The 22,852-nt window shown below is 65.2% G+C and carries 10 protein-coding genes; 4 read left to right on the plus strand and 6 right to left on the minus strand.

Features of this window, described 5'->3' with window-relative positions:
- Window positions 1-11: 11 nt before the first annotated feature.
- A complete protein-coding gene (locus tag IG178_RS02490) occupies window positions 12-3,233 on the minus strand; it encodes a S41 family peptidase (protein WP_193210921.1) in 3,222 nt (1,073 codons plus the stop codon).
- A 271-nt stretch (window positions 3,234-3,504) separates the two neighbouring features.
- Here IG178_RS02490 and IG178_RS02495 point away from each other — a divergent pair, with 271 nt between their 5' ends.
- Window positions 3,505-4,794, plus strand: coding sequence for a right-handed parallel beta-helix repeat-containing protein (locus IG178_RS02495; protein ID WP_193210922.1), 1,290 nt, complete (start codon window positions 3,505-3,507; stop codon window positions 4,792-4,794).
- 30 nt (window positions 4,795-4,824) lie between these two features.
- Here the strand turns inward: IG178_RS02495 and IG178_RS02500 are convergent, their stop codons facing one another.
- The 3 genes from IG178_RS02500 to IG178_RS02510 all read right to left on the minus strand — a co-directional run bounded on the left by IG178_RS02500 (window position 4,825) and on the right by IG178_RS02510 (window position 12,755).
- Window positions 4,825-5,523 (minus strand): 3-keto-disaccharide hydrolase, encoded by a 699-nt coding sequence (locus tag IG178_RS02500; RefSeq protein WP_193210923.1) that lies wholly within the window; start codon window positions 5,521-5,523, stop codon window positions 4,825-4,827.
- A gap of 35 nt (window positions 5,524-5,558) precedes the next feature.
- Window positions 5,559-6,629 carry a pyridoxal-phosphate-dependent aminotransferase family protein gene (locus tag IG178_RS02505; protein ID WP_193210924.1) on the minus strand — a complete coding sequence of 357 codons (1,071 nt, stop codon included), beginning with the start codon at window positions 6,627-6,629 and terminating at the stop codon, window positions 5,559-5,561.
- Window positions 6,630-6,734: 105 nt separating this feature from the next.
- Complete coding sequence (locus tag IG178_RS02510) at window positions 6,735-12,755, minus strand: choice-of-anchor D domain-containing protein (protein ID WP_193210925.1); 6,021 nt, start codon at window positions 12,753-12,755, stop codon at window positions 6,735-6,737.
- A gap of 277 nt (window positions 12,756-13,032) precedes the next feature.
- Here IG178_RS02510 and IG178_RS02515 point away from each other — a divergent pair, with 277 nt between their 5' ends.
- Together IG178_RS02515 and IG178_RS02520 are read left to right on the plus strand one after the other, a co-directional pair.
- Window positions 13,033-15,066 carry a hypothetical protein gene (locus IG178_RS02515; protein WP_193210926.1) on the plus strand — a complete coding sequence of 678 codons (2,034 nt, stop codon included), beginning with the start codon at window positions 13,033-13,035 and terminating at the stop codon, window positions 15,064-15,066.
- A 55-nt stretch (window positions 15,067-15,121) separates the two neighbouring features.
- Entirely contained in the window at window positions 15,122-15,619 is a 498-nt protein-coding gene (locus tag IG178_RS02520) for an SRPBCC family protein (RefSeq protein WP_193210927.1), read from the plus strand.
- On the opposite strand, the gene IG178_RS02525 is transcribed toward IG178_RS02520, so the two are convergent.
- Window positions 15,589-16,053, minus strand: a complete 465-nt coding sequence (locus tag IG178_RS02525) for an EF-hand domain-containing protein (protein ID WP_193210928.1) — start codon at window positions 16,051-16,053, stop codon at window positions 15,589-15,591. The genes IG178_RS02520 and IG178_RS02525 overlap by 31 nt on opposite strands.
- 190 nt (window positions 16,054-16,243) lie before the next feature.
- On the opposite strand from IG178_RS02525, the gene IG178_RS02530 reads away from it, so the two are divergent.
- Entirely contained in the window at window positions 16,244-17,152 is a 909-nt protein-coding gene (locus tag IG178_RS02530; protein ID WP_193210929.1) for an outer membrane protein assembly factor BamB family protein, read from the plus strand.
- Between the two features lie 4 nt (window positions 17,153-17,156).
- Here the strand turns inward: IG178_RS02530 and IG178_RS02535 are convergent, their stop codons facing one another.
- Window positions 17,157-22,739: a LamG-like jellyroll fold domain-containing protein gene (locus IG178_RS02535; protein WP_193210930.1), complete on the minus strand. Its 5,583-nt coding sequence runs from the start codon at window positions 22,737-22,739 to the stop codon at window positions 17,157-17,159.
- Between the last annotated feature and the right edge of the window lie 113 nt (window positions 22,740-22,852).

Below are 22,852 nucleotides of genomic sequence, written 5' to 3' on the forward strand. Positions count from 1 at the left end.
ACTTCGGTGTGCTACTTCGACTTGTCCGGCCGCGGCGGCGGCTGGGGCACCGGGCGCGGGTCCTTTTCGATCAGCGCCTGCAAGTGCTTCACCGCGGCCTCGAGCTGGGCGTCCTTGCCGCCGAAAGTGGCGTACGGCAGGTTGTCGACGGTTTCATCGGGCTCGAGGCCGGTGCCCTCGATCAGCCATTGGCCTTCCGGCCCGTAGACGCCGAATTCCGCCGCGGTGCACAGGCCGTTGTCGACCAGCCAGCGCTGGCCGTTGAGCCAGATCTGGCCGCCCCAGGTGCGGGTGCCGATGACCTTGCCGAGGCCCAGCCGGCGGAAGCCTTCGGAGAAAGCCTCGCCGTCGCTGGACGTCCACTCGTTGCACAGCACGGTGACGTGGCCGCGGAAGGCGTACTGCATGTTCGAGTAGGGGATCCCGGCGCGCGCCGACCAGTGGAACCAGGCCTTCCGCATCAGCCGGCTGAGGATCCACGAGTCGGTGTTGCCGCCGCGGTTGTGGCGCATGTCGATGATCAGGCCCTGGCGGTTGAAGACCGGATAATAGTCGCGCGCCCACTCGAGGATGCTGTCGGGCCCCATGTTGCGCAGGTGGACGTAGCCGATCCTGCCCTGGCCGAGCCGTTCGGTCTCCATCCGGCGCGAGTATTCCCACTCGGCATAGCGCAGGTTGGCGGCGGCCTCCGGGGAGAGCGGCCTCACCAGGACCTGGCGGCGGACGCCGTTGGCGGCGACATCTAACAATACCTGCTGGCCGGCTTTTTCGGCGAGCAGTTGCTGCGGGTGCTCGACGCCATTCAGGTCGCGGCCGTTGATCGCCATGATGACGTCGCCTTCGTGGACCTCCACACCGGGTTTCGCCAGCGGGCTGGTTTCCTCCGGGTAGTCGGGGTCGGCGGTGAAGAGGTGGTCGACCCGCCAGCCGCCGCTCGCGGCATCGCGGGAAAGGCGCGCGCCGAGCGAGGACGGCTGGATCTTCTCAGGGCCCTCGCGGAGGTCGCCGAAGCGGACGTAGATGTGCAAGGCGCTGAGCTCGCCGGCCATCTCGTGGAGCACTTCGCCGAGGTCGGAGCGGTCGGAGACGCGATCGACCAGCGGCAGGTACTTGTCGCGCACCGCCGGCCAGTCGAGCCCGTGCATCGCCGGGTCGTAGAAGTAGTCGCGCAGCATCCGCCAGGACTCGAGGTAGATCTGCCGCCATTCCTCGCGCGGATCGACCTTGAAGCCCCAGCGCTCGAGCGGCACCGGCTTGTCGAGTTTGGCCGGGCAGTCGCCGCCGGCGGGGGCGACGTGGAAGGCGTCGCCTTTCCGCAGCGCGACCCATTTACCGTCGAGCGAGACATCCCAGCCGTTCGGGTCGGCGGCGAAGAGCTTCGGCTTCGGCCGGTCGTCGGCGATCGCCAGCCGCATCATCCGCGGCTTGGTGTCGTTGCCGGGCGACCGGTCGGTGAAGAACAGGTGCTTCGGCGTGGCGACCAGGCCAGAGAGGTTGCCGGAGACGCCCGGTACTTCGTGGAGCCGGGCGGCGAGGCCGTCGGGGGCGATGGCGACCACCGGCACCGCGGGCTTGTCCTCCGCCTCGTCCTTCTTCTGCGGCTTTTCCGGTGCGGTGCTCAGCTCGTCCGGCGGGGTGAAGGGAAAGCGCTCGTTCTTCACCAAGGCCAGCGCGTAGATCCGCGTGCTCTCGGTGAAATACGGTTCCGGCTGGCGCGGTCCCCACGGCGACTTGACCAGCGTCTTCAGCTCGCGGTCGCTGAGGAAATAGAGCCACTTGCCGTCGGCTGACCAGGCCGGAGAGCCGCTCATCACCCGGTCGCTGGTGGCGTCCAGGATGCTGCCGTCGGCGACGTGATAGAGGCGGATCCGGGTGAATGAGTTCTCCGCCGGTTCGACGAAGGCGAGCCACTGGCCGTCCGGCGACCAGGCGAGGTCGGGGAAGCCCCGGAGCGGCGAGGTGGCGATCTTCACCGGTTGTCCGGCGGCGAGGTCGAGCACCCACAGGTCAAGGTTCTTGTCCTGCCAGGCCAACCGCTTGCCATCAGGCGAGGGCAACGGCGCGAAGTTGAAAATCGTCGAGCCCTGCGTCAGCAGCTCGCCTTCGCCGACACCGTTGGCGGGCAGCTTGACCATCTCGATCTCGCCGGTCTGGTCGGTCTGGGCGAGCACCGTGCCGTCGGGCAGGAAGCCGGCCTCGCGGAACCGCGCGCCGTGCGGGCGGGGGATTTCGACCAGCCTTCCGCCGGGTTTGACCGGAGCGACGAAGATGCTGCCGCGGGCGGTCAGGGCGAGTTTTCCCCCGTCGGGCGAAACACTGAAGTGGGTCAGGTAGTCCAGGGGCTTGTCCACCCAGCGGTCGCGCGTCTGGTCGAAATCGGAGGGCAGGGTGATCGGGATCTCGGTGTCGCTTCCGTCCTTCAGCGTGACCAGATGCAAGGTGCCGGCGTGCTGGTAGACGATGCGGCCGCCATCGAGATCGGCGTGGCGGATGTCGAAGTCGTCGTGCCGGGTCAGCGGCTGCAGGTCCTTGCCGTCGTGGTCCATCGACCACAGGTTCATGGTGCCGTCGCGATCGCTGAGAAAATACAAGCGGTCGCCGTCCCACATCGGGTTCTTCGAGGTTCCGGCGAAGTCGCCGGTCAGCGGGACGGCCTCGTCGGCACCCGGGTCGAAGCGCCACAGGTTCTGCGCGGTGCCACCCTGGTAGCGCTTGGTGCTGCTGCCCTGGAACGGCAGGCGGGTGAAGATGAGCGTGGCGCCGGTCGGATCGAAGCTGCCGTCGCTGGCTTGCGCCAGAGGGAGCAAGGTGTCGGTGCCGTCCGCGGGATCGATCGCCACCAGCTGGTCGTTCGGCAGCGTGGAGTAGGCGCGGGTCGTGCACAGGACCTTGCCGTCCGGCGTCCAGCCCACCGGCGCGGCGCCTTCGCCGTGCCAGGTCAGTCGCTTCGGCAGCCCGCCGGCCAAGGGCATCACGTAGACTTCCACGGGGCCGTCGTACTGGGCGGAGTAGGCGACCTGCCGGCCGTCGGGTGAGATCGCCGCGGCGGTCTCGATCCCCGGATGCGTCGTCAGACGCTGTGCCGCGCCGCCGCTGGCCGCGACTCTCCACAGGTCGCCTTCGGCGGTGAAAACGACCGTGTCGCCGTGGAGGGCGGGGGAACGGAAGAATCCGGGCGCCGCGTGGGCGCTGGAAACGATCGCGGCGGCAAGGGCGAGAAGGGGAATCCGCATGAACGGGGTCTGCACCAAGGGCGGCCGTTAGGCAATCCCGCGGAGGAACTCCGGAACTCACTGGTTGGGCTTCGGGAGAAAAAGAAAGGGGCGAAAGCCCGCGAAAGGCGGAGTCTTTGCCAGAGCAGATCGCGGGGAATCTCCGGCAATTTCGCCCGTTTCGTTGTGGCACATGTTCCAGAGGGGCATGCTCGGGTCTTTCAGCCGAAAAGATCACCCGAAAAGGCAGGTCGCGGGGAGGCGCCATCCGCGCCATGCTTTCTCCCGTCCGATGAATTTCCGCGTTTTTCTGATCCTTCTCCTTTGCCCCGCCGTGCAGGCCGCCGAGTGGTTCGTCGCCCCGGATGGCGACGACTCCGCGAAAGGCAGCCGCCTCCACCCCTTCGCCACCGTCCAGCGGGCGCAGGCAGCCGCGTCGAAAGGCGACACGGTAATCCTTGGCGGCGGCACCTACCGGATCACCGAGGAAATGATCTCCCAGCGGCGGCGGATCTGGGCCTACGTCATCCTCCTCGACAAGAGCGGCGCGCAGGGCAAGCCGATCCGCTACGTCGCGGCGCAGGGGGAACGGCCGGTGTTCGATTTCTCCGCGGTCAAGCCGCGCGGGATGCGGGTGCATGCCTTCGAGGTGCGGGGATCGTATCTCGAACTCGTCGGCATCGAGGTCACCGGGGTGCAGGTCACCGCGACCGGCCACACCCAGTCGATCTGTTTTTCCAACACCGGCAGCCACAACCGCTACGAGCGGCTGAAGATGCACGACGGCATGGGCATCGGATTCTACCTCAGCCGCGGCGCCGGCAATCTGGTTCTCAACTGCGACGCGTGGAACAACCACGACCCGGTCTCCGGCGACAAGCGCGGCGGCAATGTCGATGGCTTCGGCGGCCACCCGCAGCGCGGCGACAACGGCAACGTCTTCCGCGGCTGCCGCGCCTGGTTCAATTCCGACGACGGCTTCGACTGCATCTCAGCCTGGGAAAGCATCCGCTTCGAGGACTGCTGGGCTTTCCAGAACGGCAAGTCGCCGGATGGCAAGGGTCTCGCCGACGGCAACGGCTTCAAGATCGGAGGCTTCGGGCTCGAACCGCCGCGCGGCGGTCTGCCGAAAGAAATCCCGCGCCACGTCGTCACCCGCTGCCTGGCGGCGAACAACAAATCGAGCGGCTTCTACGCCAACCACCAGCCGGGTGGCGGCGACTGGATCCACAACAGTTCTTACGGCAACCGCGCCAACTTCAACTTCCTCTGCCGCGACTTCAAAGTGAACCGCGACGTGCCGGGCTTCGGCCACCGGATCTCGAACAACCTCGGCTTCCAGGGCCGGGAGGAAGTGCAGAACCTCGACGAGTCGAAGTGCGAGCTGAGCGGCAACCTCTTCGGCGGGGACCTCTCGAAGAAGGACTTCGTGTCCCTCGATGCCGGCGAGCTGACCCGCCCGCGGCAAGCCGACGGCTCGCTGCCGGAGATCACCTTCCTGCAGCCGAAGGCCGGCGGCCCCTTCCTCCAGGATCCCGTTCCCGGGGCATTTGGGGTAGACGCAAAAAAGGCCCGCCGGTAAGGGCGGGCCTTTCGGGAATGGGTGGAACGCTCAGAGCGATTTGATCCGGATGGTGCGGAACTGGACCTTGTCGCCGTGGTCCTGGAACACGATGTGGCCCTTCGGCGCCTTGTTGAAGTGCTCCCAACCGTTGAACTTGGACTTGCCGAGGAGCTGCTTGAATTCGTCGGTGGTGGTGTCGACGTCGGCGGTGACGTTGCCGTTGAGGTAGAGGGTGATCTTGTCGCCCTTCACCACGATGCGGGTTTCGTTCCACTCGCCGACCGGCTTGGACCATTCCTCCTTGCCGGGGATGATGTCATAGAAGCTGCCCGCGATGTTCCCCTTGTCGGTTTCGTGGGTGTATTTGTGGCCGTCCTGCTTGAAGGAATCGAGGACCTGGTACTCGGGGCCGCTGACCCAGGGATACTGGTGCTCCTCGGTGGAGCGCCACATGATGCCGGAGTTGCCCTGTTTCGAGATCTTCCACTCACAGCGGAAGTCGAAGTCGGTGTATTCCTTGTCGGTGATCAGGTCGCCGCCTCCGCCGGAGGTCAGGGTGATGGCGTCGTCCTCGACCTTCCACTGTTCCTTCGGCTCCTCCTGCTTGTAGGTGCGCCAGCCCTTGAGGTTCTTGCCGTTGAAGAGCAGCTTGAAGCCCTCCTTCTTTTCCTCGGGCGTCAGCTTGTTGGGCGCGGCGAAGGCGGGGACGGACAGGGCGAGCAGGAGCGTCAGGGATTTCATGTTCATCATGTGGCCCCTAACGTCCCGCCCGGCCGGACGGTTTAGCCCAGAACGTCGTCCATCGCGTCGATCAGCTCCTGCATGGTGGCTTCGGTCTCGTTGCCCATGTTGGAGATGCGGAACGTGAGTCCCTTGATCTTGCCGTAGCCGCCGTTGATCAGGAAATTGTGCTTCGACTTCAGGTTCTTGATGAAGGCGGACAGGTCGAAGCCTTCCGGGGTGGCGAAGCAGGTCAGCGCGGTCGAGCGGAAGCCCTCCGGCGCGAAGTGCTGGAAGCCGTGCTTGGCTCCCCAGGCGTGGATCATCGCGTTGGTCCGGGCATGGCGGGCGTGGCGCGCCTCGACGCCTTCCTTGAGGATCTCGCCGAGCATGTATTGCAGCCCGTAGAGGGTGGAAATCGCCGGGGTCGAAGGCGTGTTGTTCTTTTCCGCGTTCTTGGCGAACTCGACGAAGTCGAAGTAGTAGCCGCGGTTCGGGGTGCCCTTGGCGCGCTCCATGGCGGCCTCGGAAACGGCGAACACCGCGACGCCCGGCGGCAGCGCGAGCGCCTTCTGGACGCCGGCGAGCATGACGTCGATGCCGAGCTCGTCCATCGGCGTCGGCACGGTCGAAAGCGAGGACACCGTGTCGACGATGAGCATGGTGTCGGGGAAGGACTTCACCACCTTGGCCACGCCGGCAAGGTCGTTGAGGACGCCGGTCGAGGTCTCGCTATGGATGAAGGTGACGGTGTCGAAGCCACCTTCCTCGAGCTTGGCCTTCACGGCGGCGGGGTCGATCGCTTCGCCCCACTCGACCTGCACCGAGTCGGCCTCGTAACCGCACTTCTTGGCGACATCGAGCCACTTGTCGGAAAAGGCGCCGCAGCACAGGCAGAGGACCTTCTTGCGGGCGAGGTTGCGCAGCGCGCCTTCCATCACGCCCCAGGCGGAGGAAGTGGAAATGAAGACCGGGCGGGAGGTGCCGAAAATGGCCTGCAGGCCGGGTTGCAGCGAGGCGTAGAGGGCTTCGAACTCGGCGCCGCGGTGGCCGATCATCGTCCGCGACATCGCGGCGAAGGTTTCGGGCGACACGTCGACGGGGCCGGGGCTGAACAATTTGGGCGAGGACATCGGCGCGGAGGGTAAACCCGCCCGGGCCGTAGCCAAGAGCGAAGCGCGTCGCGTTTTTCCGTTAATCCCGGGGGGATCCCCCCGGGATCGGACCGGGGCGGAGGGTCAGGGCGTGGTGACGGTCAGGCGGAGGAAGAGCTCGTCCTTGCCGGCCGCCGGCACGCTGAAACGGGGTTGCCGGGGAGTGCCGCTGTCGGAAACCGCCTGCCACGTTGCCAGGTCGCCGCTCCATTCCGCCCCGTAGGTGATGCCCTCGACCCCGGCAGGCCGCTCGAAGGTCAGGGTGAATTCTCCTCCGGAGAGCTCGGGCTGCGGGAGTTGGCCGCGGTCCGGCCGGGTGGGGTCGAGACCGAAGGCGAACTCGATCAGGTTCACCAGGCCGTCCCGGTCGAAATCGAAGTCGTCGGCACCATTCCCGCTGTTGGTGGAGGATCCGAAGTGGATCTGGCGCCAGTTTTCCAAGGCCGTGGGGGTGCCGCCGATCACGGCTACGGTCTCCACCAGGCCGGAGCTGTTGCCACTCACCGTCCTGCCCCTCGCGCGGATCTGGCCGCTGGCGGGAAGGTTCAGGCCGGTGAGCTGCCAATTCGCCGTGCCGCCGACCCGTGTCGGATTGCCCAAGGGGGTGAAGGTGGCGCCACCATCGGTGCTGAGTTCGAATGTTACCTGGGATACTTCCGGAGAGCTGCCGCCGCGGATCCAGCTTATCCGGGTCGGATCCAAGACGCCCAGGTCCTGTGTCGCCGGCTCGTTGAGTACGCGGGCGAAGCGGAGGCGGATGGGGGTGGCTCCGCCGCCGTCGGGATAGAGTTTGGAAAATTGGCCGCCGATCAGCACTTGTCCGTCCTCCTGCAGTGCCAAACCAATGACCGTGCCGTTCGCGCCGGGATTGAAAGAGTTGTCCAAGGTCCCTTCCGAGTGGACCCTCGCGATCTGGTTGCGGGAGCTGGAGGCGACCGCGCCATTGGGCCTCAGCGTTACGAACTGGCCGCCGAGCAACACTTTGCCGTCCGCCTGCAAGGTCACGCAATTGACGTTGTAGCTCGCATTTGGATCGAACCCCGTGTCCAGGGATCCGTCGGCATTCACCCGCGCAACGCAATTTCTCGTGGTGGCAGTGACCGCGCCATTCGGCTGAAGCGAGACGAAGCGGCCGCCTAACAGCACTTTGCCATCCGGCTGCAGTGCCAAGCTCGAGACTTCGTGGCTGGCGTTCGGATTGAAACCGATGTCGAGCGTGCCGTCGGCATCCACCCGCGCGATGTAGTTCCGGGTGGTGGCCACGGTCGCTCCGTTGGGTCGGAGTGTTGTGAACCGGCCGCCAAGCAAAACCTTCCCATCCTCCTGCACCGCAATGCAACTGACATAAATGTTCGCATTCGGGTTGAATTCATCGTCCAAAGTGCCATCGGCATTCAGCCGCGCGATTCGGTTCCTCGTGGTGGCCGTGATGGCACCATCGGGCTGGAGGGTGGTGAACCAACCACCGATCAACAGCTTTCCATCCGCCTGCAAGGCCATGCAATTGACCCAATAGCTTGCGTTTGGATTGAAATCGATGTCCAGGGACCCGTCGGGATTGACCCGCGCGATGTAATTCCGGGCGGTGGCGGTGATGGCTCCATTGGGTTGGAGCGTGGTGAAATGGCCGCCGAGCAGCACCTTTCCATCCGTCTGTAGCGCCACGCAGGTAACGATGCCGTTCGAGTTGGGATCGAATCCGGAATCGAGCGAGCCGTCGGCATTGAGACGGGCGATGTTGTTCCGCGGCACGCCCAGCACGGAACTGAACATTCCTGCGATGATCGTTTTGCCATCCGGTTGCACCGCGAGGGCATGCACGGCGTTCCCGTCGATCTGGGCATCCAGCGGGTCGATGTCGCCCGGTCCCGGCGCGGCCCGGGTCACGGCGACGGTGTAGGTCTTGATCGTCACCCCGTCCTGCGCGGTTACCCGCAGATCGACGGTGGTCGTACCGACAACGAGCGACAACTCACCGCTGCTGCCGGAAGCAAGTCCGGTGAATTCACCGTCATTCACTCGGAAGGCAATGGTGGCATTCGCATCCGACGTTGTCGGAGTGATGCTGATACTATCGTAGCCATGGGTCAGTCCCACGGTGTAAGCGGTGGTGGTGGGAGAGAAAGCCGGTTCCAGCGTTCCGGGGCTCAGGTTCACCGCGGAGAGGGCGGCATTGCTGGAAATCATCCCGGTACCCTGAAGGCTGAAGCTGATGGCGGGCTCATCCGGGTCGTTGCTGCTGAAACCGAGCACCGCGGTGCGAGTCCCAAGGTCCCCCGGGCTGAAGGTGATGGAGAAAACCGTTTCGCGGCCGGAGGCCACTGGCGAGCTGGGCTGCAAACTCACGTCAAAGTCCGCCGCGTCGGGCCCGCTGAGGGTGACGTTGCCGAGGGTGAGATCTGCGGTGCCGGTGTTGGAGAGAGTGAAGATGCGGGTGAGAGAAGATCCTTCGCCGTAGAGGGGCACGCTACCGAAGTCCGTGTGATCGGCGAGGTTCGGCACGGCTGCGCCATTGACGATATCCACACCGTTGCCGGTGACGGCGATCTCCGGGGCTGCGGGAATGCCGAAGCTCGCCACCAGCTCCACCAGACCATCGGGGGTACGGCCCCGGGCACGTATCTGGCCGCCGGAAAGCGGAGGTCCGATCCATTCCCAGCCGCCGTTGATACGTGAGCCCGCGCCGAGCAGCGAGTAAGTGGTGCCATGATCCGGGGAGAACTCGAAAGTCACCCGATCCACCTCCGGTGAGGAGCCGCCGCGCAGCCATTCAATGTGGCCGGGGTCGGGCATGGACAGGTTCTGCGTGGCGGGCTCGTTGAAGAGTCGGGCAAATTTGTGGCGAAACTCGCCTGTGGCCGCGCCATTGGGCCGGAGGAATGTGAAGTTTCCTCCTAACAGCACCCTGCCGTCCCCTTGCAAAGCGACGCTTGAAATCCAGGTCTCGGGGTTTGGGTCGAAATCGGTGTCCAGTGTGCCGTCAGGATTCACACGAGCGACGTAGTTGCGGGATGTCGCCAAGCTCCCGCCATTCGGCTGGAGTTTCGTGAAGTCTCCTCCAAGCAACACCTTGCCATCCGTCTGCAAAGCCACACTCCGCACATTGTCGTTCGCACAAGGATCAAATTCGGGGTCCAAGGTCCCGTCGGCATTCAATCTCGCGATGCGGTGGCGGGAGGTGGTCGTGATCTCACCGCCGGGCTGAAGCTCGGTGAACCCGCCGCTGAGCAGGATCTTGCCATCGGCCTGCAAAACCACGCAGCTGACCCAATCATTGGCGTGGGGATCGAAGCTGGTGTCCAGGGTCCCGTCCGCGTTGGTTCGTGCAATGCCATGGCGAGCGGTGGATGTGGCTGCACCGTTGGGCTGAAGCGTGGTGAAAGAGCCGCCGAGGAGCACCTTGCCATCCGGTTGCAAGGCCACGCTGTATACTGAGCCATTCGCGCAGGGATCGAAATCGGCGTCCAATGTTCCGTCGGCGTTCATTCGGGCGACACGATTGCGGGGAATCGCGATTGCCGAGCCATTGGGCCGGAGAGTGGTGAAAGAGCCGCCGAGGAGCACCTTGCCATCCGCTTGCTCGGCCATGCTGACGACGGGATTGTCCGGATGAGGATCGAAATCGTGATCGAGCGTGCCGTCGACATTCACTCGCGCAAGATAGTTGCGCGGGGTGGCCGTGGCCGAGTTATTCGGCTGGAGGCTGGTGAAACGCCCGCCAAGCAGTACCTTGCCATCCGCTTGTATCTCCAGGTTGTGAACCTCGCCATTCGGGTTGGGATCGAAGACCGCATCCAAGGTTCCGTCGGCATTGAGTCGCGCGACGTTGTTTCTCGGCACGCCAAGCACAGATCCAAAATAGCCCGCGAGAATCGTCTTCCCGTCCGGCTGCACCGCCGTGACGATCACCCTCCCGCTGACCCCGATCTCCAATGGATCCAGGGATCCCTGCAGCGCGCCATCGCGGTTGATGGTAGCCGTGTAAGTCCTGGTTGTCGTGCCGTTCTGTGCGGTCACGAGAACGTTCACCGTGTTCGCGCCGGCGTTGAGGGCCAAGGGGCCACTGGCGCTACCGGAAGCGACCTCCGTGTAGTCTCCCCCGTTCACGCGGACGGCGATGCTCGCATTGGCCTCCGCTTTGGTCGGCGTGACAGTGACGCTGCGCGTCTCATTCGGCACACTTGAGGTGTAGGTGGTTGTGGCCGGGGAAAAGTCCGGGATCATGCCTCCACTATCGATCGTTAGGTTGGAAAGATCGGCGTTTGCGGAGGGTGTGGCGATTCCAAGTAGGTTGATGCTGAAAGGGTTTTCGTCCCTGTCGTTGCTCGCGAGATTCAACGTTGCAGGGCGACTTCCCAGGATCTTGGGAGAGAATGCCACGGTGAAGGTCGTGGCGGCGCCCGGCTCGAGAGTTGTCACATCAGGGGCCCCTAGGACGTAATCACCCGCGGCGGAGCCCGACAAGGTAAGGGCGAGCCCGGTGAGATTGGCCATGCCGGTGTTCTTGATCGTGAACGTCTTTACCGAGCTGGAGACACCGATCGCAGTGGCGGGGAACTCACACACCCCCAGATCGTCCAAGCGCTCATCTGCGGCGGCGATGCTGACTCCGTTGAATACCGCGATTTCCGCGCGCAATCGTACGAGGCTGAACTTTTTCACCGACTCGATCAATCCACCGTTGCTACCGTTTGCATCGCAGGTCACGCCGCGGGCCCTGAGCCGGCCTCCCGAAGGCAGCGTGACATCGGTGATTTGCCACAATGAGGTGGCTCCCACCCGTTCTCCCGCACCGAGCATGTTCCAGGTCGAGCCGCCATCCGTGCTCAACTCGAAAGTCACTCGGGCGAGTTCCGGGGAACTCCCGCCACGCGCCCAACTTGCTTGGTTCCTCGTCGGTATGACAAGGTCCTGCGTGGCCGGGTCATTGAGTAGCCGGGCAAATCCCGCCCGGGGAATGGCCGTGGAGGCTCCGGCGGGATTCAGGGAAGTGAATTTGCCTCCGGCCAGGATCTTTCCGTCGGCTTGCAGGGAGACGCAATAGACTTGGTCATCCGCGTCCGGATTGAAGCTCGAGTCGAGCGTGCCGTCCGGCAGCAGCCGGGCGAAGTAGTGACGGGGTCCACCCGCTCCGGGGGTCGGATTATAGATTCCGGTGAACTGGCCCGCGATCAGAATCTTCCCGTCCGCTTGAACCGCCATGCTGTAAACCCTGCCATTCGGCCTTGGTCTGAAATCATCGTCCAGCGAACCGTCCGGATGCATGCGGGCGATTCCGAAGTAGTCGCCCCCGACTAGGATCTTCCCGTCCGCCTGCACCGCGACGCTGTTGGTGGTACTTCTGACCTCGGAAATGAAGCTGGTATCCACCGAACCATCGGTGTTCAGCCTCGCGCACCCGCTGCGGGAGTTGCCGTTGATGCTGCTGAAGTCACCTGCCGCGAGGATCTTGCCGTCCGTCTGGAGCGCGACGGCATAGACGTCGCGCGTCACCGCGGGAGCGAAGCCGTCGTCCAGCGTGCCATCGGGATTAAGCCGCGCGATCCGGGTGCGGGGGATGGATTCGGCCGCGCCATTCGGCTGGAAATAACTGAAGCGCCCGACGACGACGATCTTGCCATTCGTTTGGACCACCATGCTCAGGATTTCCCGGTCCGCGTTGGGATCGAAGTCCGGGTCGAGGGTTCCGTCCGACCGGAGGCGGGCGATGCAGCTGCGGACAACCGGTGCCGCGGCACCATTCGGTTGGAGGGTCCTGAAAAATCCGCCGATGAGAATGTCCCCGTTGCCGAGCACCACGATGCTTTCGACCGTGTTGCCGGCATTGGGGTCGAAGGCCGTATCCAGGGTGCCGTTCGAATTCAGGCGGGCGATCCGGTTCCGGGGCACGCCGCCCACGCTGGTGAAGGTGCCGCCCAACAGGATCTTGCCGTCGGGCTGAACCACCGTGGTCAGGATCGATCCGCCGCTGATCGAGATGTCGGGAGTATCCAAGTCTCCCGGCGCGGCTTGAATCTGCTGGAAGCCCGTCAGCAGCGCCATGAACAGGGCCGCCAGGATCCATAAGGGTGAACTTCTCGAGAAAGGGGTGTTCGCTTGGTTCATGGGCTCAGCAGTTGGCTAGGGAGGAATCCCGAATGCCGCTAGTCTTTTCGATTATCTATCAGACGACGACATTACATATCGCATCGGTTTTTGTGATGGATGTGGAGGGCTGACATGCGTTGACGACGGAGGTCCTTTTAATCTTGGGGGTTTTCCGAGATCGCCCGGGGATTCCCCGGCTGCGTCGTTTTCTCGTCCGGGCGCCTAAGTAGATCCCCGGTTCTAACGAGGGACCTGGGAATTTGATATTCGGGCTGATTTGAGTTTTAATCGGGAAATGTCCCGCTTCGCTTCGATCTGCGCGCCCGGGCTCCGGCAAGGGAGCCTTGCGGGCCTGTTCTTGATTTCCTCCCTGTGTTCCGATGCGGGCGCGGCGGAATTGTCGAGCCCGTCCGCGGCGGCGGTGGAGGCGGCGGTTGGGACCTCCTTGATCAGCTACAGCCGCGACTTTTCCGGCGGGGCGCATACCAACGGCGCCTGGTTCGGCGGGGCCTCGATCACCCTGGCCGTGGCCAGCTATGCCGGCAATACCGCGGCGGACGCCCGTCTCCTCCAGCAGATCCGCCATACCCTGACGCCCGGCAACGCCCCCAGCTTCAACGGCGGATACCCGGCCCAGCACGAGCTCCACGTCACCGGGATGTTCGTGATGGCGAAGAATACCCCGCGGATCTGGGGCCAGTTGAGCGCGGCGGAGAAGACCCGCATCGACCGCATCATGAAGGCCTCGCTGGTGGGCAATGCCTTCACGACTTCCGACAACAACCCTTTCATCAAGGCCGGCAGCCAGCAGTACTCGATGGACGGGGACGACAACTTGAACCGCGCGTGGAACCCGAACTACCGGGAAGGGATGATCGGTGGCGTGCTGACGGCGATGGCGTATTTCGGCGGCCCTTCGCAGGCATCGGCGGTCCTGTCCGGCTACAATCACAGCGCCTTCGTCAGCGAGCTGGCGGCCAACGACCTGCCGAACATCCACGAGACCTTCAACTGGAAGGCGGCGCATTCGTCTTCCGGCGCTCCGAGCGGCAGCCAGATCGAGGCGGCGGTGCGGAACTTCCTCTACTACGGGCTCACGCTCAACCAGTATGACCGGATCTACGAGCGCCTGGTGACCGACACCTACGGGAAAGACGTCACCGCAGGGCTCAACGACGGCGCGGGCATCGGCGGGGCCGGCAAGATCGCGGCGGGCGCCGATGCCCTGCCGAACAAGGGCGCTCCGGGCATGCTCAAGGAGTTCGACTCGTCCGATGCCAACGGAGCCCGCAGTTCGTGGGTTTATGCCTTCGATGGCTACCGGCCGCACATGACCAACCAGATGGCGCTGATCGTCAGCGGGCTGTGGCAGAAGGGGTCGGCGATCGCGGACGAGGCCGCCCAGCTGATGAACGTCGGCAACACCGACCTTTGGTACAAGGCGGAGATGGGCTACATCGGCTACGCCAAAGGCAAGGCGCAGAATCTGGTCAACTACTCGACTTACGGGGCGAGCCGCGGATTCACCTACAACCGCTCGTTGTGGGATGATGTCCTGAAGCCGTACCACGACCTGCCGGGGGGCGGTGGTTACGAACCGCCGGCGTTCCATCCGGGCAACCGGATCCAGTTCCCCGCCGCGGCGACCCTCCGTGCGAGTGCTTCCGCCACCGCTGCAGAAGGGGGCGACCTGGCTGCCGGCAGTTATGCGACGGTCACCGGCGGACCGATCGAAGCGGACGGCGTCGACTGGTGGCAGATTTACGCCGATGGGGGAGCGGGTGGCTGGATCCCGGAGACCGCTTTCACGGCCGCGCCGTCCACCGAGTTCATGGACAGCACGGGGGGGAGCTGGCAGAACCGGTCGATCCCGTCGCAAAACGGGACCTTCACCCTGTCGTTCAATGCCTGGGCCAGCGCCGCCGGCATCGATGCCGTCACCGGCTTGTCGGCCACCGGGGCCAGTGGTTACACCGATCTGGCGGTCGTGGTGCGGTTTTCACCCGATGGTGTCTTCGACGCCCGCAATGGCGGCTCCTACCAGGCATCGCGTGTCCTCGCCTACCAGCCGGGTGTGGTTTACCGGGTGTCGATCGGGGTGAACATGACGACCCACACCTATTCCGCCACCGTGACCCCGCCGGGCGGCGCGCCGGTGGTCATCGCGGAGAACTTTGCCTTCCGCAACGAGCAGGCATCGGTGGGATCGCTCGCCAACCTCGCGGCCTTGGCGACCGGGGGCAGCCACGTCATTTCAGGCATCTACCTCAGCGGTGGCAACGGGGCCCCGTCGGCGCCAACCGGACTGAGGGTGGTGGACGAGAACTGAGGATCGCTGCACCGCACTTGCGTGGCGCCGTTCCAGTGCGAGCCTGCGTCCGCCGATGACCCTCCATCACCTGTCGCAGGAGCAAGTCCTGCCCATCTCGCTGGACGAAGCCTGGGAGTTCTTCTCCTCGCCGCGCAATCTTGACGCCATCACTCCGCCGGAGCTCGGCTTCAGGATCGTCCATTGTCCGTCGGAGAAGATGCACGACGGCCAGATCATCGAGTACCGCGTGAAAGTCGCGCCGGCAATCTGGGTGCCATGGGTCACCGAGATCAAATCAGTCGATGCCGGCCGCAGCTTCGTCGATGAGCAACGCTTCGGCCCCTACAAGTTCTGGCATCACCGCCATACTTTCGAGGAAATCGACGGCGGGGTGATGGCCCGCGACCTGGTGCACTACGCCTTGCCGTTCGGGCCATTCGGCGCCGTCGCCCACGGCGTATTCGTCCGGCGCAAGCTCGAACGCATCTTCGCGTTCCGCCGCCAGGTGCTGGAGGAACGCTTCGGGGGGATCGACGCGACTCAGCGCAGTCCGCGGATGCCGTATTCGTAGGGGGACAACAGGCTGTTGTCGTCGCGATCCTTCTTGGCGAACTTCTTCAGCACCTTGGAAAAGGGGACGCGTTGGCCCAGGGTGTTGGCGAACTCGGAGGGATCGAGCCAGTTGTCTTCATCCTCGTCGGCAAGCTGGAACTCGCGGATCTTGCTCGGCTTGCCGCCGGCCTTGCCCGCCTTGCAGGCGCGGAACTCGGTGAGGTCGAGCACGTCGTCCTGGTTCACGTCCGCGTACTCGAAGCGGTGCAGCGCCAGCACCAGGCTGCTGCGCTTCGCCTGGGTGGCGAAGAACTCGGTCCGGGTGATCAGGTTGTCGTTGTTGATGTCGATCTTCTCGAAGATCCGGTCGACGCGTCGGTTGACGTCGCGGGCGGAAACAACCGGGGCGCAAAAAGCGGTGGCGATCAGGGCGGGCAGCAAGAGGTGCTTCATCGGACGATTTTGATTTGGAGCCATAAAGTATTTAGCAAATGCTAGCTGTCAAGAATGGTTAGCAAGGCCATCGTGGCCCCTCCGCATGGACGGCCATTGCCCCCGGGGCATTCAATGGAATTCTCGGTCTTCTCCGTCCCCCGGTGAATTCCCATTGCCGGCGCCGCCGCTTTGCGTCCTGTAGTCTTCCATGTTCCGACACCTCGTTCTGTTGGCAGCTTTGGCTGTTGCTCCCGCTTCAGCCCGTGAGATCCTCCTCCAAGGCAATGGCAAGCTGGTGCTTTGGAAGGACGGGGATGTGACGTGGGACATGCCATGGGGCGGCATCCATGACCTCCACCGCGATGTTGCGGGGAGGATCCATGTCCAGAAGGACATGCGCGAGGTCTGTGCCATCGATCCCGCGACCAAGGAAGTCGTGTGGCGCTACGATGCCTCCCAATCCAATGGCAACGCGGGCAAACCGCTCGAGGTCCACGCCTTCCAGCCCTTGGGGGAAGGTCGCATGATGATCGCGGAGAGCGGTGCCGGGAGGATCATCGAGATCGACAAGGAAGGGAAGCTGCTCAAGGAGATCAAGCTGGTCATCGACCATCCCCATCCGCATCGCGACTCCCGGCTCGCCCGCAAGCTCGCCAACGGTCACTACCTCGTCTGTCACGAGGGTGACGGCATGGTGCGCGAGTACGATGCGGCCGGCGAGGTGGTTTGGGACTATGCCGTGCCGATGTTCGGCAAGCCGGCGAAAGACGGTCATGGTCCGGAAGCTTTCGGCAATTGTGTTTTTTGCGCCGTCCGGCTCGAGAACGGCAACACGCTGCTCTCCACGGGCAACGGGCATTCTCTCCTCGAGGTGAACCCGGCGAAGGAGATCGTCTGGAAACTGGAGCAGAACGATCTGGAAGGCATCACGCTCGCCTGGGTCACCACCATCGAGGTGCTCCCCGACGGCCATTACCTTTTCGGCAACTGCCACGCCGGTCCCGGACAGCCGAACCTCATCGAGATCGACCCGACGACCAAGAAGGTCGTCTGGCGTCTCGACGGTTTCGAATCATTCGGGAACGACGTGTCGAACACCTTGTTGGTGTCGCCGTGACCGCTCACGGCCGGGTGATCTCGAGCCGCAGGAACTGCTTCGGCGCACCGCCGACCGGCAGGGCGGAGCGGATCTTGACGGTCTCGGTGCCGTCGAGGTTGTCCACCGGATAACCGGTCACGATTTCCGCGGCCTGCCACGATCCCGGATTCAGGTCGATGGTGCGACGATGGACGTAGGAGATGCCGGCCAATGCGGGCTTGGGCCGGGTGTAGGTCGAGGTCAGGTAGAGCTGGCCGTCGATCAACTCGACCTCGGAGACCGGCAGCAGCTCGGAGTCCTGGGTGCCGGGGCTGCCGCCGAGGGCCGCCTCGAGCAGGGTGTCGAGACCGTCGGCATCGATGTCGGCGGTGTCGGTGGCTCCCGGTCCCTGGGCGGCGGCGAGGCCGCCGAAGGCGTAGATTTTCCACAGGTTCAGCGGCGAGTCCTGCACCACCACCTCGGCGTGCGGGTCGCCGCTGACGAGGTAGCCGGTCGTTTCCCCGAGCGTGAGTCCGACGGTCCGGGCCGCGGTGACGGCGATGGTATCGAGGGGCGTCACCGTCATCTCGGCGGAAGTCTGGCCGGCGGGGATAACGAAGGTGCCGGGGGTGGGGGCGAGCGTGTAGTCACTGCCTTGCACCGCTTGGCCCGGACCGGTGGCAAGGGTCAGTGCAACCGCCACTGCCGAGGTCGTCGGTCCGGTGCGGGTGATGGTGAAGACCCCGGGATCGCCCGCGCCCTTCTGCGCGCTGGCATCGGTCGCGGTGATTGAAATGCTGCCCAGCTGCGCGGCGAGCTGGCCGATCTCGAGTTCGCTCAGGCTGCGCTCATAGATGCGGACGTCGTCGAGGGTGCCGTTGAGGAAGTTCCCCGGGGTGCCGGAACCCGCGGACTTGGTGCCGAGGTGGAGGGCATCGGCGGTGGCGGGGATCAACCCGGTGGCCGGCTGGGAGGCTACTTCGACGCCGCTCGTGTAGAGCGTCATCCGCGCGCCGTCATAAGTGCCGGCTACGTGGACCCATTGGTTCAGGGCCGGCAGGGCGGCGGAAATCCGGCCGACATTTTCAATGTCCCAGACCAGCTGGCCGCCTTCGGCGAGCAGCCGGTACTGGTTGTCGCCGTTGCCTTTCTGCAGCAGGCGGCGGTTGCCGTTCCAATCGAGGCTGTAGACCCAGGTCGAAATCGAGAGCGCGTTCGCGGGGTTCAGCGCGGGGGCATCGGGGATGGTCACGCTCTGGCCGAGCGATCCGTTGAAGCGCAACGCCCCGCCGAGGCGGCCGGCGGTTTCCCACTCCGGCAGCGGCGCGGTCAAGGTCCCGTCATTGCCCCCGGTGGTGGCGTCAGAGGCGATGGTGCCGCCGGTCTCATCCAGCTTCCACCAGCCGAGCAGGCCATCGTCGATGCCGAGCCCGGCCTGTTCGCCGACCTCGTCGCTGCCGAGGGCCCGGTTGTAGAGGCTCAACTCGTCAAGCCAGCCGTTGAAATGGTCTCCGGCAATCGATCCGGGGGTCTTGGTGCCGAGATAGATCGGGTCGCCGGTCACCGGGATGGCCCCCGTTTCGGCCTGGGCCGCCACGGGCAGGCCGTTGACGTAGACCCGCATCAGCGCGCCGTCATAGGTGGCCGCGAGGTGGAACCATTCGTTGGCGGGAGGCAGGGCGGTTTCGATCCGGCCGACGTTGGCGATTTCCCAGACGAGGTCGCCGCCTTCGGCGAGCAAGCGGTACTGGTTGTCGTTGTTGCCCTTCTGGAGCACCCGCCGGTTGCCGTTCCAGTCGCTGGCTTTCACCCAGGCGGTGATGGAAATGGCGCTGGTCGGATTGAGGGCGGCTTCGTCCGCGACCGTGACGCTCTGGTTGAGCTCGCCGGTGAAGCGCAGCGCGCCGCCGATCCGTCCCGTGGGATCCCACTGGGCGAGCGGCTGGGTCAGCGTGCCGGCGTGGCCGAAGCCGGTGCCGTCGGCCGCGGTCGTGCCGCTGGTCTCGTCGAAGCGCCACCACGCCACCACGCCGTCATCGAGGCCGATGCCGGTGATGGAGAAGCTGGTCGTCGGTTCGCTGGCGTCGTCGGATTCGATGACCACCGTCGCGAGCTTGGTGCCGTAGGTCAGGGGGCTGAAGCGGATTTCAAAGACCACGCTGCCCGGTCCGGCGAGGCTCGCCGCCGGCTGGGCCACGACCGAGAAATCCCCGGCGTTCGCCCCGTCGAGGCGGATGACCGGCGATCCGCCGAGCTGCAGGGTGGCGTTGCCGATATTGGCGAGGGTGAAGCTGCGGATCACCTCCCCGGACAGCGGGGTGGTCACGCCGAAGTCGGTGCCGTCCGCCATGCTCGGGGTCGTGTCGTTGTTGGCGATGATCTCGCCGTTGCCCGTGATGTGGATTTCCGGGGCCGGCGGACCGACGTCGGGCACCGCGCTGGCGACGTTCGAGAAGCCCGAGTAGACGTAGCTGCCGAATGCCGCGACCCGGTAGTAGTTGGTCAGGAAGGGTTCCGCGGCGATGTCGGAATAGCTCGTTTCATCCGGAGCGGCGATGTGGATGGAGGTGAAGTTCACGCCGTCGAGCGACCGCTCGATCAGGAAGCCGGCTTCGTTGTCGGAAAGGTCCAGCCAGCTCAGGTTGACCTGGGTGTGGGACACCGCGGTCGCGGCCAGGGTGTCCGGGGCGATCACCGTTTCGGTCGGCAGGGATTCGATCCACGCGGTCAGCATCGCGACGCCGTCCTCGTCGACCTTGTTCTTGGCGAGCGGGGGCATCTGGTTTTCCCCGACCTTGCTGACGCGGTGGTGGAGGATCGAGTTGGCGAGACTCTGCGGCACCACCACCCGGCCGTCGGGATTGCCGAGGTTGTCGGCGACCGGGCCGTAGTAGATGCCCTGGTCGGGGAAGGGCGTTTCATAGCGTGCATCCCAGAAGGCCTGGACGCCGCCGGGGCGGTGGCAGTAGGAGCAGTTGGCGTCGAGATACGAGCGCGCCCGCTGCTGCAGGGTGGCACTGGTGTCGTCGTGGTCGGAGAGCTTTTCCAAGGACGGGATGTCGCCTTCGGCCGGGCCGTTGTCGAAGAGCCCGACGTGGTTCCAGGCGCGGATCTGGTTGTCGGTGGTGGCGTTCGGGAACAGCAGGTCGCGGTTGAACTGGCGGGTGCTGGGCCCGAGGGTGCCGCCGGCCTGCGGGTTGTGACAGGTCACGCAGTCCTGACGGCTCGGGAAGTACCAGGGCTGGCGGCGGCTATCGACCTGGAAGACCGCCGTGGTGGTCGGCGACGCGGTGTGGGCGGTGACCGCGAGACCGAAGTAAATCTGCGCCGGAAGGCTCAGCGTGGTGCTGGCATACTCCGTCCAGGTAAAGCCGTCGGAGCTGGAGTAGGCGGTGAAGGTGTCGCCGGCCCGGGTCATCCGCAGCCAGGTGTCGGGGAAGGCGACGCGGGGCTGGGGCTGGGGCGGATAGAGCGCGGTGGCATTGCCGCCGGCGGTGGCTCGGTACTGGAACTCGTAGCCGCCGTCGTTGTTGTTGCGCGCCGCGTTGCTGGGGAAAACCAGCGCCATCACGTGGGCGGCGTTGGCATCGAGCGATTCGCGCACCATCAGGCCGGTCTTGGTGTAGAGGTCGGCCTGGGTGACCGAGGCCACCCGCACCGCCACGTCGAAGTCGCCGGTCCGCAACTGGTGGGCGAAGTGGAACTGGTCGGAAGTGCCCCAGATATCGTTGCCGCCGGCGGTGATGGTGACCTGGTCGCCGTTGCGCACCGTCGATCCGGCCAGTGCCGGACTGCCGATGTCCTGGGACGTCAGTGCGCCGATCGGCGTGGTGGCGATGGCCACGCTTTCGGTGAGGCCGCCGTCGAGAAGGTCGGCGTCGCTCTGGTCGGCGCGCCATTTGTAGGTCGCGCCGTAGACCGTGCCGTCGTCCCGTTTCACCAGGAAGCGGGTCTCGAGTTTCCGGGTCAGGCCGGGGTCGACGTCGCTGACCGGCAGCTCGAAGTGCTTCACCAGCACGCTGCCGGCGGGAAAGGTCCACTCGCCGCTTTCATTGAACTCGATGGTGGTGCCGTTCGGGACCATCGCGTAGCGGGTCTTGATCGCGCCGTCCGACCAGAAGGGAGCATTGAGCTCGTAGTGGATGAGCTTCGGGCTCGGCGTCATCGTCGCCAGGTCGTCGAACAAGCCGGTCGCACCGAGGGTGGCCGGCAGCGGGGTTCCCGGCGGCGGGCCGCCGCGCTCGAGCTTGAAGATCTTCCCTTCGGTGGTGCCGAGCTGGCAGAGGTAGAGCTCGTGGTTCGCGTCGACCCCGAAGGATCCGAGTCCGCGGTAGTCGTTGCCGGAGTTTTCCCCGATCCCGTCCGGGAGCTGGGCGAGGAAGACCTTGGTCGCCGGGGCGGTCGACTCGTCGAGGTACCAGACGAAGCCGGTCATGTTGTCGCCGAAGATGTATTTCCCGTAGAGCTCGGGGAATTCGGTGCCGCGGTAGACATAGCCGCCGACCACGCAGCTGCCGACGCCGTCGCCGTGGCCGTAGTCGATGATCGGCCGCTTGCTGACGCCGATGTAGGGGGCGGTGAGGTCGCCGCCGAGGCCCTCGATCCGCGGCCACTGGAGGTTCAGGCCGGCCGGGTCGCTGGGTTCGATCACGCTGATCTCCTCGCGCGAGCCGGCGCCGACATCGCCGATGAAGATCCGCCCGGTCACCGGGTCCACGGTCATGCGGTGCGGGCTGCGCAGCCCGATGGCGAAGAATTCCTCCAGCGCGTCCGGTTGGCCGACGAACGGGTTGTCGTTGGGCACGTAGTAGCGCGGCCAGCTGGGGCTGACCTCGTTGAGCGGGCGCTTGGTCGGGGCGTGGCTGATGGCCCCGCCGCGGAGGTCGACGTCGATCCGCAGCACCCCGGAGAACAGGGCGCGGTCGATCCGCTGGCCGTTCAGACCGGAGTTCTGGTCATCGCCGTTGGCGATGTAGAGGAAGCCGTTTTCCGGGTGGAAGAACATCCCGCCGCCATTGTGCCAGACGGTCTGGTCCTGCTGGTCGATGACCACGTATTCGTTCGCCTGGCTGGTCTGGAAGCTGGCATCGAGCTCGAAGCGTGACAGGCGGTCGCGGGTCGGCGTGTTGGTCGGCGGGCGGTTCGTCGGGTTGCCGATGATCGGCCCGAGGTCGCCCGCGCCGCCGGTCTGGCCGCCGCGCCAGTTGTACCAGACGTAGATCTGCCGGTTGGTGGCGAAGTCCGGATGCACGGCCACGCCGAGCAGGCCGGAATCATCCCAGCCCTGGGTGTTCGGAGAAAGATCAACCACCAGCGTCTTGGTGCTCACCGCCGGGTCGTTGTCGAAGGCGTAGATGCGGCCTTCCCGTTCCCACACCAGCAGCTTGTTGGTGCCGGGGATCGAGGTCAGCCCGACCGGGTTGAGGAAGCTGAGGTTGGGAAAGGCCTCGACGGTGGTCCAGTCGGCGGGGATCGAGGGCGGTGCTTCGGGGAAGGTGCCATCGAAATAGGCTTCGACGTCGGGTCTTTCGCTCAGACCGTAGGCTTGGGCCGCCGCGGGCAACGACAGCACGGCGAGACCGCAAGCCGCGACCGCGGCCTGCTTGAGGATTCCGTTGGGGATCATGCAGGATTCAAGTGGGTTTGGGATCCCTACGGGGGGCGGGGAATCTCCAGGGCTCGATGCCGGCAGCCGCAGCCGCCGGACGTTGTGGGGCGGGTCCAGCAGCGAAGTGAAGC

The sequence above is a fragment of the Neoluteolibacter marinus genome (genome assembly GCF_014904755.1).
In the GTDB taxonomy this organism is placed as follows: Bacteria; Verrucomicrobiota; Verrucomicrobiia; order Verrucomicrobiales; family Akkermansiaceae; genus Haloferula; species Haloferula marina.